The organism is Rhizobium acaciae (genome assembly GCF_025941625.1).
Classification (GTDB): domain Bacteria; phylum Pseudomonadota; class Alphaproteobacteria; order Rhizobiales; family Rhizobiaceae; genus Rhizobium; species Rhizobium acaciae.
The window spans coordinates 1-14,539 of record NZ_JAPCZO010000032.1 but is presented as its reverse complement, the minus strand read 5'-3'; the positions used below and the strand labels follow the sequence as shown (position 1 = coordinate 14,539).

Below are 14,539 nucleotides of genomic sequence, written 5' to 3'. Positions count from 1 at the left end.
CATCGGGAAATATCCAGAAGCCGGGCAAGAGAAAAGCCGGCCCATTTGCAATCGGCGCCAGTCCACTTACATAGGGCTCAACGGGGCCGGCATGCGGCCCGGCAGACAGGTGTTTTATGACAACAATCATTACAGTTCGAAAAGGCGGTAAGGTGGTGATGGCGGGCGATGGCCAGGTGAGCCTCGGCCAGACCGTCATGAAGGGCAATGCCCGCAAGGTGCGCCGCATCGGCAAGGGCGAAGTCATCGCCGGTTTTGCCGGCGCCACCGCCGATGCCTTCACCCTGCTCGAAAGGCTTGAAAAGAAGCTGGAGCAATATCCCGGTCAATTGATGCGTGCCGCCGTCGAACTCGCCAAGGACTGGCGCACCGACAAGTACCTGCGCAATCTCGAAGCCATGATGCTCGTCGCCGACAAGTCGATCACGCTGGCGATCACCGGCAATGGCGACGTTCTGGAACCGGAGCATGGCACGACGGCGATCGGTTCCGGCGGCAATTTTGCCTTGGCGGCCGCCCTCGCGCTCATGGATACCGACAAATCGGCCGAGGAGATTGCCCGCCGCGCCCTCGATATCGCCGCCGACATCTGCGTCTACACGAACCATAACGTCGTGGTGGAATTGCTGGATGCTGAAGGCTGAACCCTATGCCTTCCGGCCGCTTGCCGCGGTTGACCTGCCGCTCCTCGCCGAATGGCTGGAAAGCCGGCATGTCAGGCGCTGGTGGAGCGATCCGGCCAAGGCGCTGGCTTCGATGGAAAAGCATATCGATGCGGCCGCCGTCTCGTGCTTCATGGTCACGCTGAGTGGAAAGGACTTCGCCTTTATCCAGGCGGCCGATCTCGACGACGTGGACGATGAAGCGCTCGCCGGTCAGCCGAAGGGCACCTACGGCATCGACCAGTTCATCGGCATCGAGGAACTGGCAGGCAAGGGTCACGGACCGGCCTTTATGATAGGGTTCTGCAATATGCTCTTTGCAAAGGGCGCGCAGCGGATCCTCGTCGATCCGCATCCTGACAATGCATTCGCAATCAGAGCCTATACCAAGGCGGGCTTTCAAGGACTTGGCGAAACAACGACGAATTACGGCCGGGCGCTGTTGATGGCCCTGGACCGCCAGGAGAATGATACGCAATGACCACTTTTTCCCCCCGCGAGATCGTTTCCGAGCTCGATCGCTATATCATCGGCCAGCATGACGCCAAGCGCGCCGTTGCGATTGCGCTGCGCAACCGCTGGCGCCGCCAGCAGCTCGATCCGAGCCTGCGAGACGAAGTCATGCCGAAGAACATCCTGATGATCGGCCCGACCGGCGTCGGCAAGACGGAAATCTCCCGCCGCTTGGCAAAACTCGCCGGTGCGCCCTTCATCAAGGTGGAAGCCACCAAATTCACCGAAGTCGGCTATGTCGGCCGCGATGTCGAGCAGATCATCCGCGACCTCGTCGAGGTCGGCATCGGCCTGGTGCGCGAGAAGAAGCGGGCCGAAGTGCAGGCCAAGGCGCATGTGAGCGCCGAGGAGCGCGTTCTCGATGCGCTGGTCGGCACGACAGCATCGCCTGCCACGCGCGAAAACTTCCGCAAGAAGCTCCGGGACGGCGAACTTGACGACAAGGAAATCGATATCGAGGTGGCCGATGCCGGTTCTGGCATGGGTGGCTTCGAAATTCCCGGCATGCCGGGTGCCAATATCGGCGTGCTGAACCTGTCGGAAATGTTCGGTAAGGCGATGGGCGGCCGCACCAAGAAGGTCCGCACCACAGTCAAGGCCTCGTATAGTGACCTGATCCGCGACGAATCCGACAAGCTGATCGACAACGAAGTGATCCAGCGTGAAGCCGTTCGCTCCACCGAGAATGACGGTATCGTCTTTCTTGACGAAATCGACAAGATTGCAGCCCGCGACGGCGGCATGGGCGCCGGCGTTTCGCGCGAAGGCGTGCAGCGCGACCTCTTGCCGCTCGTCGAAGGCACGACGGTTTCGACCAAATACGGGCCGGTCAAGACCGACCATATCCTGTTCATCGCCTCCGGCGCCTTCCATGTCTCCAAGCCTTCGGATCTTCTGCCGGAACTTCAGGGCCGCCTGCCGATCCGTGTCGAATTGCGTCCGCTGAACAAGGATGATTTCCGCCGGATCCTGACAGAGACGGAAGCAAGCCTCATCCGCCAGTACCGCGCGCTGATGGAGACGGAAAGCCTGAGCCTCGAATTCACCGACGACGCGATCGACGCACTTGCCGATGTCGCCGTGCATCTGAACTCCTCCGTCGAGAATATCGGCGCACGCCGTCTGCAGACGGTGATGGAGCGGGTGCTGGACGATATTTCCTACAACGCGCCGGATCGGGGCGGGACGGCCGTGACGATCGATGCCGCCTATGTGCGCGAACATGTCGGCGATCTCGCACAGAATACCGATCTCTCGCGCTTCATTCTGTGATATCGGCGCACCGCTTCATGCCTTTCCCGGCATGAATGACGGATTGTGACGAACGCGACTCTCGACAACGGGCCTTTTACTTTCTACTGCATAATTCCCTAAATCGGAATCGATTTAGGGATAAAATTATGCAGCAATTCAAAGTCCTACAGCGTCCTTTGCGCGTCTGACAAAGACGCGCGGCGCTGTAGTGAAGGCCCGTTTTGTTTCCCCTCGGCTTTATTCGGCCAAGATTCTGGTCCAGGCAGCCGCATCACAAACAGGACGATGGAACGGACGGGATAACGGATCGTGCGACGCCTTTTGACAAGCCTTATGATTGCCGTTGCCCTGGTGAATTCGGCGCCTGCCTTCGCAATGCAGACGGTGCCGGCCGGCAATCGCCACGCCGAGCAGCCCGATATTCCGGGCGCTTCCATCCGGCGCACCAAGGGCACCAAGAGCAGCTTCGATCTGAAATACGAAAAGGTTCATGAGCTTCTGGCGACCGATCGCGAGCTGATGAGCAAGATCCGCAAGATTTCCAGCGCTTACGGCATCAATCCCATCCATGTCGTCGGCGCGATCGTCGGCGAACACACCTATAATGTCGATGCCTACGACCGGCTGCAGGCCTATTATGTCAAGGCTGCCTCCTACGCCGGAGAAAGCTTCCGCTTCGCTTATGATGGCGAAAGCGTCGACGAATTCGTGGCGCGGCCGCAATTTTCCGAATGCAAGGGCAAGAGCGATTCCTACACGCTCTGGTCCTGCCGCGAAGATGTCTGGGAAACCGATTTCCGCGGCAAGACGGTGGGTGGCACGAGCTTTCCCAACAACCGTTTCAGCGCGGTCTTCTTCCAGCCCTTCTATGCCGGCCAGACCTTCGGCCTCGGCCAGGTCAATCCGCTGACGGCGCTGATGCTCTCCGATCTCGTGACTCGCGTGTCCGGCTATCCGAAGCTGAACGAGAAGAATGCCGGCGCCGTCTACAGGGCCATCATGGATCCCGATATCTCGCTCGCCTTCGTCGCGGCCTCGATCCGCAGGTCGATCGACGATTACAAGGAGATCGCCGGCATGGATATCTCGGGCAATCCCGGCCTGACGGCGACGCTTTATAATGTCGGCAATTCGCGCCAGCGCGCCGCAGCACTTGCTGCGAAGAACCGCGGCGCCGGTGCGACCGTCTGGCCGGAAGAGAATTATTACGGCTGGCTGATCAACGACAAGCTGGACGAACTCAAGGGCCTGCTCTAGCTTCAAGCTTGCCGGGAAGGCCTCGATCTTCCCCGAAAGGCTTTTACGATGGACATGCGTCCGGACCCCTTCGTCCCGCCAGCACCGCTGCCGCGTACCGTGCCGCCGAGCCGGCTGGAAATCATTCGCATCATCCTGCGCAATCCGCTCGAACTCTGGGGCGAGCCATCCTACACGCTGCCCTGGATCCGCACCAATTTCTTCGGCCAGAGGACGCTGATCGTCAATGATCCCGGCCTGATCAAGCACGTGCTGGTCGACAATGCCAATAATTACCGCATGTCGGATGTGCGCCAGCTCGTCCTGCGTCCGATCCTCCGCGACGGCCTTCTGACCGCCGAAGGTCCTGTCTGGAAAAGATCGCGCAAGGCGGTGGCGCCTATTTTCACGCCCCGCCATGCCCAAGGCTTTGCCGGGCAGATGCTGCGCCAGTCCGAAGATTATGCCCGCAAATATGAGGGCGCAGGCGAGGCAGGCGCAATTTTCGATATCAGCACCGATATGACCGAGCTGACCTTCGCAATTCTGGCTGACACATTGTTCTCCGGCGAAATCGTCACATCGAGCGGCCATTTCGCCGACGACGTCAATGAACTCCTGCATCGCATGGGCCGGGTCGATCCGATGGATCTGATGCGCGCTCCGTCCTGGGTTCCACGTGTGACACGCATCGGCGGCCAGAAGGTGCTGGAGAAATTCCGTGCCATCGTGCGCAACACGATGGATATGCGGCTCGCAAAGATGAAGGCAGGCCGCAGCAGCGCGCCTGAAGATTTCCTGACCCTGCTCCTGGAGCAGGCCGGTCCCGAGGGGCTGACCAAAGAAGAGATCGAAGACAATATTCTGACCTTCATCGGCGCGGGGCATGAAACCACAGCCCGGGCATTGGCCTGGACGCTGTATTGCGTATCAAACAGCCCGCATATCCGCGAGGCGATGGAAGAAGAAATCGACGCAGTGCTCGCCACCGGGGCCGAACCTGTGGAATGGCTGGATATGATGCCGCAGACGCGCGCCGCCTTCGAGGAGGCTTTGCGCCTTTATCCGCCAGCGCCATCCATCAATCGCGCCGCCATATCAGATGATTCCTGGACCAGCACCAAGGGCGAGCGGGTCGAGCTTGAGGCCGGTGTCACGGTACTCGTCATGCCCTGGACGTTGCATCGCCACGAACTTCACTGGGACAGGCCGCGCGCCTATATGCCCGAACGCTTCCTGCCGGAAAATCGCGGCTCTATCGGCCGCTTTCAGTTCCTGCCTTTCGGCGCCGGCCCGCGTGTCTGCATCGGCGCAACCTTTGCGCTTCAGGAGGCGGTGATCGCCCTTGCTGTCCTGATGCATCGTTATCGCTTCGATTCCACCGATCAGACCAACCCCTGGCCGGTGCAGAAGCTGACGACGCAGCCGCAGAACGGACTGCCGATGCGTGTGACGCCGCGCATAATTTCCACGAAGGCATAAATCTTTCGAATTATTGCAGAATTGACTGTGAATGAAAGCCGGGCAAAGTGGCAGCATTCAAAAATCGTTGCCAGGGAGAATGTCGCATGAGCCGCGTTGATAAGAACGGTCTTGCCATCGAAACCGTCCTTCATGATTTCCTCGTCGAGGAGGTGCTCCCGGGTCTGGCGGTCGATGCGGACAAGTTCTTTGCCGATTTTTCGGCGATCGTCCACGATCTCGCCCCGAAAAATCGTGCGCTGCTGGCAAAACGCGACGAACTGCAGGTAAAGATCGACGACTGGTACCGCCGGCACGGCGCGCCGGCGGATATGGACGAATACCAGTCCTTCCTCCGTGAGATCGGCTATCTGCTGCCTGAGGGATCGGACTTCCAGGTTTCGACCGACAATGTCGATCCGGAAATCGCCTCGATCGCCGGTCCGCAACTCGTCGTTCCCGTCATGAACGCCCGTTACGCCTTGAACGCCGCCAATGCCCGCTGGGGCTCGCTCTATGATGCGCTCTACGGTACGGACGCCATTCCCGAGAGCGATGGCGCCGAGAAGGGTAAGGGCTACAATCCGAAGCGGGGCGAGAAGGTCATCGCCTGGGTGCGCGATTTCCTCGATACATCAGCGCCGCTGCAGGACTGCCGCTGGAAGGACGTCGGAAGCTTCGCCGTCAAGGATGGAGCGCTGGTCGTCAGATCGATCGATGGCGAGCAGGCCATGCTGACGGACGGCAAGCATTTTGCCGGCTATCGCGGCGATCCCGCCGCTCCAACGCATATTCTCCTGAAGAACAACGGCATTCACATCGAAATCGTCATCGATGCGGCGACGACAATCGGGAAAGCCGATCCGGCTCATATTTCCGATGTCTGGCTGGAATCGGCAATCACGACGATCATGGACTGCGAGGATTCGATTGCCGCCGTCGATGCCGAGGACAAGGTCGTCGTCTATCGCAATTGGCTCGGCCTGATGAAGGGCGATCTGCAGGAAGAGGTGGCAAAGGGCGGAACGAGCTTCATCCGCACGCTCAACCCGGATCTGCAATATGCTGGCCCGGATGGTGCCGCCTTCGAGGTGCATCGCCGCTCGCTGATGCTGGTGCGCAATGTCGGCCACCTCATGACCAACCCGGCGATCCTCGACCGCGACGGCAACGAGGTGCCTGAAGGCATCATGGATGCTGCGATCACCGGCCTGATCGCGCTTTACGATATCGGCCCCTCCGGCCGGCGGAAGAATTCCCGCACCGGCTCCATGTATGTGGTCAAGCCGAAGATGCATGGGCCCGAAGAGGTAGCCTTCGCCGTCGAAATCTTCTCGCGGGTCGAAGATGCGCTTGGCCTACCGCGCAACACCGTCAAGATGGGCATCATGGATGAGGAGCGCCGCACGACCGTCAACCTCAAGGAATGCATCCGTGCCGCCCGCGAGCGCGTTGTCTTCATCAATACCGGCTTCCTCGATCGCACCGGCGACGAGATCCACACCTCGATGGAAGCCGGCCCGATGATTCGCAAGGGCGACATGCGCCAGGCGGCGTGGATTTCCGCCTATGAGAACTGGAACGTCGACATCGGCCTCGAATGCGGTCTTGCCGGCCACGCCCAGATCGGCAAGGGCATGTGGGCGATGCCGGATCTGATGGCGGCGATGCTGGAACAGAAGATCGCCCACCCGAAGGCCGGCGCCAACACCGCCTGGGTACCGTCGCCGACGGCCGCAACCCTGCATGCCACCCATTATCACCGGGTCAACGTCGCCCGTGTTCAGCAGGGGTTGAAGGATCGCGCCCGCGCCAAGCTCTCCGACATTCTCTCCGTGCCGGTCGCGGTACGGCCGAACTGGACGCCGGAGGAAATTCAGCGCGAACTCGACAACAATGCCCAAGGCATCCTCGGCTATGTCGTGCGCTGGGTCGATCAGGGCGTCGGTTGCTCGAAGGTGCCCGACATCAACAATGTCGGGCTGATGGAAGATCGCGCGACGCTGCGCATTTCGGCCCAGCACATGGCGAACTGGCTGCATCACAAGGTCGTCACCGATGCTGAGATCGTCGAGACGATGAAGCGCATGGCCGGCGTCGTCGACCGGCAGAATGCGTCGGACCCCGCCTACCAGCCGATGGCCGGCAATTTCGACGATTCGATCGCCTTCCAGGCCGCCCTCGACCTCGTCCTGAAGGGTAGGGAACAGCCGAACGGTTATACCGAGCCGGTGCTTCACCGCCGCCGTCGCGAACTCAAGGCGAAGCAGGCCGCGTGACGGAGAATATGAAAAGGCCGCCGGAACGTCAGTTCCGGCGGCCTTTTTTATACCGAATTCGATAATTAGCTTACTGAATGACGACGACCTTGGACGTGCCCTTGCCCGGACGGACGCGGCTGTAGAGATCGATGACATCCTGGTTCATCAGGCGAATGCAGCCCGAGGAAGCGGCGGTGCCGATCGAAGCCCATTCCGGCGTGCCGTGCAGGCGGAAGAGCGTGTCCTTGCCGTCCTCGTTGAAGAGATACATGGCGCGCGCGCCGAGCGGATTGCTGAGACCCGGACCCATGCCGTCCTCGACGTATTTGGCGAGATCAGGCCGGCGGACGGCCATTTCCTTCGGCGGGTGCCAGTTCGGCCATTCCTGCTTCCAGGCGACGTAGGCGGTGCCGGCCCATGCGAAGCCCTGCTTGCCGACGCCGATGCCGTAGCGCATCGCCTTGCCGTTGGCCAGGATGTAATAGAGGAAGCGCTCGCGCGTATTGACGATGATCGTACCGGGACGCTCGGTGGTCTGGTAACTGACGACCTGGCGGCGGAACTGCGGCTTGACCCTGTCGATCGGGATCGCCGGCAGGGAGTATCCGGCATCCTTGGTCAGGCCGTAGGCGTCGTTGAAGATTTGTGCCGTCTGAACCATCGGGCCTGCGCCCTTGTTGTCGACGGATGCGCTGTCTGAGGTCGTCGAGCAACCGGCCAGAGCGAGTGTCGCCAGCAGGCCAAATACAGGGAATGCATTGCGGATGCGCATGGATGACTCTTGAAGTTTTGGGGCAAGGAGAACGGTCTTTCGACCATCGTTGATTATGGTTTATTTTCGATTAACTTGCGCTTTGCAAGGCTACTGCAGCGCGACAAATTCGTCTGCCGCGCAAATTAGAAGCGCATGGTTTTTTTGCAACAACACGCCAGCCCCCGCGATGGTTATCCATGACGATTTTGAGCGTTTACAATAACAATCCGTTAATCGATGGCCGGCAATCGGACAGGGCCATGATGGTGCGGCGCGGAACGCAGATTTTGCTGCATGAAATGCGCCACGCCGTGCTGCCTGAACTGCCGCTGGCCAGCGGTCGCCGCGCCGATCTGATCACTCTTTCTGAAAAGGGCGAGGTCTGGATCATCGAAATCAAGACCTCGATCGAAGATTTCAGGGTGGATCGCAAATGGCCGGAATACAGGCTGCATTGCGACCGCCTGTTCTTCGCGACTCACCAGGATGTGCCGTTGGAGATCTTTCCCGAGGAATGCGGACTGTTCCTGTCGGATGGTTATGGCGCCCATATGATTCGCGAGGCGCCGGAACACCGCATGGCGCCGGCCACGCGCAAATCCGTCACGCTCAACTTCTCGCGTGCCGCCGCGCAAAGGCTGATGATGGCCGAATGGGCGAACGGAAAACCGTTCACCGTGGATGATGTTTAATTATAGACGCGCGAGGTGCCCGTCTATTTCGGCGCGCGTTTGGCAAGGATACGCTGCAGCGTCCGCCGGTGCATGTTGAGCCGGCGCGCCGTTTCGGAAACATTGCGCTCGCACATTTCATAGACCCGCTGGATGTGCTCCCAGCGCACCCGGTCGGCCGACATTGGATTTTCGGGAAGCTCGGCTTTTTCGCCCGGCCGCTGCGTTAGAGCCGAAAACACGTCATCGGCATCCGCAGGCTTTGCGAGGTAGTCGACGGCGCCGAGCTTCACGGCCGTGACCGCCGTTGCGATATTGCCGTAGCCGGTCAGCACGATGATCCTGGTGTCGTCGCGCCGCTGGCGGATCGCCTCGATGACGTCGAGCCCATTGCCGTCGCCGAGCCGAAGGTCGACCACCGCATATTTCGGCGGCCTGCCTCTCGATTTCGCAACGCCCTCCGCCACTGATTCGGCCGTCTCCACCTGGAAGCCGCGCGTCTCCATCGCCCGCGCCAGGCGGCGCAGGAACGGCCCGTCATCGTCGACGATCAGCAGGCTGGCGTCGGGACCGATATGGTCCTCATCCGACGCGGCGAAATTGTCATGATTCTGTTCTGTCATCGTCTCGGTCCCGACGGTTGAACGTCCGATCTGCGTCAACCGCTTATATCCTGTTTATGCCGACAAAGTCATTTTGTCGAATTTGCGTCGATCAGCATGCGCGGCCATTCGATTCGGATACGCGCGCCCGCACTTTCCGGATCGCGGTTCTCGAAAATCAACGATGCGCCGGAGCGCTCCAGCAGCGTCTTGGCGATGAAAAGCCCGAGCCCGAGGCCACCCGCCGTATCCTCCTTCTGCCGCTTCGTCACATAGGGCTCGCCGATCCGCGTCAGAATATCGGGCGCATAACCGTTCCCATCGTCCTCGATAACGATTAGCACTTTGTCGTGATCGTGCTCGACGGTGACGGTCACTTTCTCCCGCGCATAATCGACGGCATTTTCGATCAGATTGCCGAGCCCGTACATGATGCCGGCATTGCGGTCGGTGACCGGCTCGCTCTTGCGCGGGCTCTTTTCGATGAGCTCCAATCTGATGCCGAATTCCCGGTGCGGGGCGACGATCTCCTCGATCATCGAGGAAAGCGGCAGCCGGCGCATGTGCGCCTCGCCTTCGGAGGAAAGCGTCGTCAGCCGCCGCAGGATGTCGCGGCAGCGTTCGCTCTGGCTGCGCAGCAGCATCACGTCCTCGCGGAAACGATCGTCATCCTTGAGTTCTCGCTCCATTTCCTTGGCGACGACGCTGATCGTCGCAAGCGGCGTGCCGAGTTCATGGGCGGCCGCCGCCGCCAGCCCGTCGAGCTGTGACAGGTGCTTTTCCCGCTGCAGCACCAGTTCGGTCGCAGCCAGCGCATCGGCAAGCTGGCTCGCTTCCATCGAGACTCGATAGGCATAGAAAGCGGCAAATGCCATGGTCGAGGCGATCGAGCACCAGACACCGAACTGCATGACATTGTGTACGTTGATCTCGGCCCCGTCGAACCAGGGCAGTGGAAAGGGCGAAAAGGCAAGCACCGTGATGCAGACCATCGCAACGCCGATCAGCGCGGTGCTGTAGCGAATCGGCTGCGAGGCAAAGGAGATGATAACAGGCACGCAGACGAGCGCTGCGAAGGGATTGGCAAGGCCGCCGGTGATGAAGAGCAGCGCGCAAAGCTGCAAAAGGTCGAAGCCGAGCAGCGCAAAGGCGGCTGGCGGTTCCAGCCGATGCGTCGGTGGATAACGGATCGTCAGGTAAAAATTCACCCAGGCAAGGGCGGCGATCAGCGAAGAACTGGCAACCAGCGGTAAGGGAAATTTCAGCCAGAAGGCAACGATGAAGACCGTCAGCGCCTGTCCGCCGACGGCCAGCCAGCGAAGCCGCACCAGTGTCTGCAGCCGCAGCCTGCGGCTGTTGTGCCGGTCCTCCAGCGTATAGCCTTCCGTCTTGTCGATCATGCCAGGCTTGTCGATCATGCCGAGGGCTCCTTGAATGGCCCTCATGTACCACGCGGTTTTGCCCGTGTCGTCGGCAACGCATCCTCCGGCCGCTCCGGCCAGGGATGCCGGGGATAACGCCCGCGCATATCAGCACGCACATCCTTCCAAGAGCCGGCCCAGAAGCCCGGCAGGTCGCGTGTCGTCTGGATCGGCCGATGCGCCGGCGAGGTGAGCTCGAGCAGCAGCGGCAGGCGGCCACCGGCAATGGCCGGATGCTGCTTCAGTCCAAACAGCTCCTGCACGCGGATCGTCAGAACCGGTTCCTCGCCCTCATATTGGATCGGATGCCTTTGGCCGGTCGGCGCTTCGAAATGGGTCGGCGCAAGCCGGCTAAGGTCGCGCTGCAAGTCGTGCGGTACCAGCGACATCAGTCCGTTCGAAAGCCCGGCTGCGGAAATCTCCGAAAGGCCGCGGGCTTCCGTCTGGAAGGGTGCGAACCAGTCGTCGAGCCGGGAAAGCAGGGCATCATCGCTGACATCGGGCCAGGGTTCGCCGATCGTCCGGTGAAGGAATCCGATCCGCTCGCGCAGTTGCACGGCCTCCTTCGAGAAGGAAAGCTGATCGAGCCCCAGCTCGCGTACTCCCTCCACCAGCGCCTGGGTGACTGCTGCCCCGGAAGGGCGCGGCAAGGGCGTCTCTTCGAAGACGATCGCGCCGAGCCGGGTTGCCCGCCGCGCCCGGATTTGCCGGCTTTGCCGGTCGAAGAATATCTGGTCGCCGGTTTTGATCTCGCCGGGCAACTCGGCTTCGATGTCGCCGCGTGCCACCTCGGCTGCCGCCAGAACCCGCGCCTGCGCCGCCCGCCCGGTCAGGTCGGCAATCACCAGCATCTGGCTGCCGGCCAGCCTCTCGGTTTCCGGCAGTTCCGCTCCGCGCCCGTTCGCCATCACGAATCGGCCGCGCCCGCCGCGCTGAAGCGCGATTCGATCCGGGAACGCATGCAGCAGCAGCTGGCCGGCAAGCGCCGGCGCCGCTGAGGCAACCCTGTCGAGGCCGCTCGCCAGCCGTCCCGCCAGCCGTCGCGAGGCCTCTGCTCTCTCGCCCCGCTCGGCCTTGAAGCGTCGCAGCCGCTCCTCGATATCGACACTCGTTCCGCCAAGCCCCTGTTCGGTGAGGAGCACGGCGATCATAGCCGCATCCCGGGCGTGTCCCGTTTCTCCCGCCGAGACGACCATGGCGGCGAGCCGCGGCGGCAAAGCGAGGTCGCGCATCACCTTGCCGCGCGCTGTCAGCGCTCCGTCCTTGTCGAGCGCACCAAGCTGGCCAAGCAGGACCCGCGCTTCCCTCAGCGTCGTTTCCGGCGGCTGATCGACGAAAGCAAGGGATGCCGGATCTTGAACGCCCCAATGTGCGAGGTCGAGCACCAGCCCCGAGAGATCGCTGGAAAGGATCTGCGGCGGCGTGAAGGCCGGCAGTGCCGCCGTCTGTCCCTGGTGCCACAGCCTGACGGCGATGCCCGGCTCCGTTCGTCCGGCACGGCCGGCCCGCTGATCGGCGGAAGCCCGCGACACGCGCACCGTCTCCAGCCGCGTGATCCCGGTCGACGCCTCGAACACCGGCAGGCGCTGCAGCCCGCTGTCGATCACGATCCTGACACCGTCGATGGTGATCGATGTTTCGGCGATCGATGTCGCAAGCACGATCTTGCGCGTCCCCTGGGATGCCGGTCGGATCGCCGCATCCTGTTCCTTCTGGCTGAGATTGCCGTAAAGCGGCGCAATCAGCGTTTCGGCTCCGAATCGTCCCTGCAGGCGTTCGACGGTCCGGGTGATTTCCGCCTGGCCGGGCAGGAAGGCGAGGATCGAGCCGGTCTCATTGGCATGGGCATCGAGTATCGCCCGCGTGACCACATCCTCGATACGCTCGCCGCCCGGCCGATCCTGGTAACGGATATCGATCGGAAAGCTGCGCCCCAGGCTTTCGATAACAGGTGGATGGTCGAGCAGCGCGGCCACGCGTTCGACGTCGAGGGTGGCCGACATGACCAGGATGCGCAGATCGTCGCGCAGCGCCGACTGGACGTCGAGCGCCAGAGCGAGTCCGAAGTCTGCGTCCAGCGAACGCTCGTGGAACTCGTCGAAGATCACCACCGAGGCGCCGTTCAGTTCCGGATCGTCGAGGATCATCCGGGCGAAAACCCCTTCGGTCACCACCTCGATCCGTGTCGCTGCCGATATCCTGTTGTCGAGGCGCATGCGGTAACCGACCGTCCCGCCGACCTGTTCGCCGATGAGCGATGCCATCCGGCTTGCTGCTGCTCGCGCCGCCAGCCGCCGTGGCTCCAGCAGGATGATTTTGCCGTCGCCGCGCCAGGCCTTGCCAAGCAGGTAAAGTGGCACCAGCGTCGTCTTGCCGGCGCCGGGCGGGGCGGAAAGAACGGCGCGTTTTTGCTTTTCCAGCGCAGCAGCGACGGCCGGCAGGACATGTGAAACCGGAAGCTCCGGCAAGGATGCACTGATTGTCACTTTTGGCCCGTCACTGTCTCATAGGCAAGGATGGCGCCGGCGAGATCCTCCAACGCCGCACCCACCGACTTGAACAGCGTGATTTCTGCGTCATGGCTTCGTCCGCCATGGGCGCCGCTGACGAGTTCCGCAAGCTCAGCCCTGATGTCGCCTTCCTTCAGCACGCCGCTTTTCAGCGGCTGGACGATGTCGCCTGCCTCGGCGATGGCGCCGGCGCGGGTGTCGACATAAATGGAGGCACGGCGGATGGCTTCGTCGTCGCTTTCGCGCATGCTCGGCTTGAAGGCGCCGACGAGATCGAGATGGGCGCCGGGCTTCAGCCATTCGCCTGATATCAGCGGCGCGCTGGAAAGCGTGGCGCAGGAAATGATATCGGCTGTCCGCGCTGCGGCTTCAGCATCCGCGACCGCCTCGGCATTCAGGCCGAGCGCCCGGGCTTCGGCTGCGATCTTTTCCGCCGCTTGCCCATTGCGGCCCCAGACCCGGTACCTCTTGATCGGCCGGGTCGTGCCGTGGGCAAACATCAGGTTGAGCGACAGCCGCCCGGTTCCGCAGACGAGCAGCTCTTCCGCGTCGGGGCGGGCGAGATAACGGGCCGCCAGCGCCGATGCCGCCGCCGTCCGCCGCGCCGTCAACTCGCCGCCATCGATCGCGGCAAGCATTTCCCCGGTAGCGCCGGAGGACAGAAGATAGGTTCCGAAGATCGCCGGCAGGCCCCGCCGCACATTGCCTGGAAAGACCGAGACCGTCTTTACCCCGGCATAGCGTCCGGGAACCCAGGCCGGCATCAGGAGCAATGTGGCGCTCTCCTCATCCGGCACCTCCATCTCATGATGATGACGCACCGGCATCACGCATTCGCTCTGGAACATGCGGGCGATCGCCTCGATCAGTTCCGGCCAGGGCAAGGCCGCGCGCGTCTGTTCTTCATCGAGGACAAGCATTCTTCACTCCGCCGGATCTTTCTTCCTCGCCAAACTAGCGAGTGAGGCGTGGCATAGGCAAGCACCCTGGAATTCCGCGTCAGACGCCCCATATATAAGCCTCATCTCCCTCGCCGAAGCCTATCCTTCAGGATTCGGCAAAAACGAATCTCAAAAACCGTCCGAGCGGGCGGCGGATTTGTTCGTTTTTGGAGGCAGCCGATAAAAGCCCTTCATTTTCAACCTGTTACAAAAATGTCAAAAAACTTTGGTTGGGTGTGTTGACTGTTTCGGT

At 61.7% G+C, this 14,539-nt stretch carries 12 protein-coding genes; 7 read left to right on the top strand and 5 right to left on the bottom strand.

All coding sequences use genetic code 11. The features are described from left to right. The first annotated feature begins 116 nt into the window (after positions 1-116). The 6 genes from hslV to OLZ32_RS34220 all read left to right on the top strand — a co-directional run bounded on the left by hslV (position 117) and on the right by OLZ32_RS34220 (position 7,405). Positions 117-644, top strand: coding sequence for an ATP-dependent protease subunit HslV (hslV, locus tag OLZ32_RS34245; protein WP_003544177.1), 528 nt, complete (start codon positions 117-119; stop codon positions 642-644). Next, a complete protein-coding gene (locus OLZ32_RS34240) occupies positions 631-1,143 on the top strand; it encodes a GNAT family N-acetyltransferase (RefSeq protein ID WP_003544178.1) in 513 nt (170 codons plus the stop codon). The genes hslV and OLZ32_RS34240 overlap by 14 nt, the downstream gene beginning before the upstream one ends. Continuing rightward, positions 1,140-2,447, top strand: a complete 1,308-nt coding sequence (gene hslU / locus OLZ32_RS34235) for an ATP-dependent protease ATPase subunit HslU (RefSeq protein WP_011649875.1) — start codon at positions 1,140-1,142, stop codon at positions 2,445-2,447. The genes OLZ32_RS34240 and hslU overlap by 4 nt, the downstream gene beginning before the upstream one ends. A 291-nt stretch (positions 2,448-2,738) precedes the next feature. Beyond that, positions 2,739-3,686, top strand: coding sequence for a DUF1402 family protein (locus OLZ32_RS34230; protein WP_003544182.1), 948 nt, complete (start codon positions 2,739-2,741; stop codon positions 3,684-3,686). Positions 3,687-3,734: 48 nt separating this feature from the next. Further along, positions 3,735-5,147 (top strand): cytochrome P450, encoded by a 1,413-nt coding sequence (locus OLZ32_RS34225; RefSeq protein WP_003544184.1) that lies wholly within the window; start codon positions 3,735-3,737, stop codon positions 5,145-5,147. A gap of 86 nt (positions 5,148-5,233) precedes the next feature. Next, on the top strand, positions 5,234-7,405 hold the full coding sequence (locus OLZ32_RS34220; RefSeq protein ID WP_264424760.1) for a malate synthase G: 2,172 nt from the start codon (positions 5,234-5,236) through the stop codon (positions 7,403-7,405). A 70-nt stretch (positions 7,406-7,475) separates the two neighbouring features. On the opposite strand, the gene OLZ32_RS34215 is transcribed toward OLZ32_RS34220, so the two are convergent. Next, positions 7,476-8,159, bottom strand: coding sequence for a L,D-transpeptidase (locus OLZ32_RS34215; RefSeq protein WP_264424759.1), 684 nt, complete (start codon positions 8,157-8,159; stop codon positions 7,476-7,478). 179 nt (positions 8,160-8,338) lie between these two features. Here OLZ32_RS34215 and OLZ32_RS34210 point away from each other — a divergent pair, with 179 nt between their 5' ends. After that, positions 8,339-8,833 carry an MmcB family DNA repair protein gene (locus OLZ32_RS34210; RefSeq protein ID WP_012759589.1) on the top strand — a complete coding sequence of 165 codons (495 nt, stop codon included), beginning with the start codon at positions 8,339-8,341 and terminating at the stop codon, positions 8,831-8,833. 23 nt (positions 8,834-8,856) lie between these two features. Here the strand turns inward: OLZ32_RS34210 and OLZ32_RS34205 are convergent, their stop codons facing one another. From OLZ32_RS34205 to OLZ32_RS34190, 4 genes are all read right to left on the bottom strand, one after another. Beyond that, the gene (locus OLZ32_RS34205; protein WP_011649881.1) at positions 8,857-9,435 is read right to left on the bottom strand and encodes an ActR/PrrA/RegA family redox response regulator transcription factor; all 579 of its coding nucleotides are present in this window, start codon (positions 9,433-9,435) and stop codon (positions 8,857-8,859) included. 68 nt (positions 9,436-9,503) lie between these two features. Next, positions 9,504-10,832 (bottom strand): ActS/PrrB/RegB family redox-sensitive histidine kinase, encoded by a 1,329-nt coding sequence (locus tag OLZ32_RS34200; protein WP_003544200.1) that lies wholly within the window; start codon positions 10,830-10,832, stop codon positions 9,504-9,506. Between the two features lie 23 nt (positions 10,833-10,855). Continuing rightward, a complete protein-coding gene (hrpB, locus tag OLZ32_RS34195) occupies positions 10,856-13,321 on the bottom strand; it encodes an ATP-dependent helicase HrpB (protein WP_264424758.1) in 2,466 nt (821 codons plus the stop codon). Further along, entirely contained in the window at positions 13,318-14,265 is a 948-nt protein-coding gene (locus tag OLZ32_RS34190; RefSeq protein WP_264424757.1) for an ornithine cyclodeaminase family protein, read from the bottom strand. The genes hrpB and OLZ32_RS34190 overlap by 4 nt, the downstream gene beginning before the upstream one ends. Positions 14,266-14,539 lie beyond the last annotated feature (274 nt).

Coding starts and splice junctions, on each gene's coding strand:
- hslU (WP_011649875.1), top strand. CDS start 1,140: ATGACCACTTTTTCCCCCCGCGAGATCGTTTCCGAGCTCGATCGCTAT.
- OLZ32_RS34200 (WP_003544200.1), bottom strand. CDS start 10,832: ATGATCGACAAGCCTGGCATGATCGACAAGACGGAAGGCTATACGCTG.
- OLZ32_RS34240 (WP_003544178.1), top strand. CDS start 631: ATGCTGAAGGCTGAACCCTATGCCTTCCGGCCGCTTGCCGCGGTTGAC.
- hslV (WP_003544177.1), top strand. CDS start 117: ATGACAACAATCATTACAGTTCGAAAAGGCGGTAAGGTGGTGATGGCG.
- OLZ32_RS34210 (WP_012759589.1), top strand. CDS start 8,339: ATGACGATTTTGAGCGTTTACAATAACAATCCGTTAATCGATGGCCGG.
- OLZ32_RS34220 (WP_264424760.1), top strand. CDS start 5,234: ATGAGCCGCGTTGATAAGAACGGTCTTGCCATCGAAACCGTCCTTCAT.
- OLZ32_RS34225 (WP_003544184.1), top strand. CDS start 3,735: ATGGACATGCGTCCGGACCCCTTCGTCCCGCCAGCACCGCTGCCGCGT.
- OLZ32_RS34205 (WP_011649881.1), bottom strand. CDS start 9,435: ATGACAGAACAGAATCATGACAATTTCGCCGCGTCGGATGAGGACCAT.
- OLZ32_RS34190 (WP_264424757.1), bottom strand. CDS start 14,265: ATGCTTGTCCTCGATGAAGAACAGACGCGCGCGGCCTTGCCCTGGCCG.
- OLZ32_RS34215 (WP_264424759.1), bottom strand. CDS start 8,159: ATGCGCATCCGCAATGCATTCCCTGTATTTGGCCTGCTGGCGACACTC.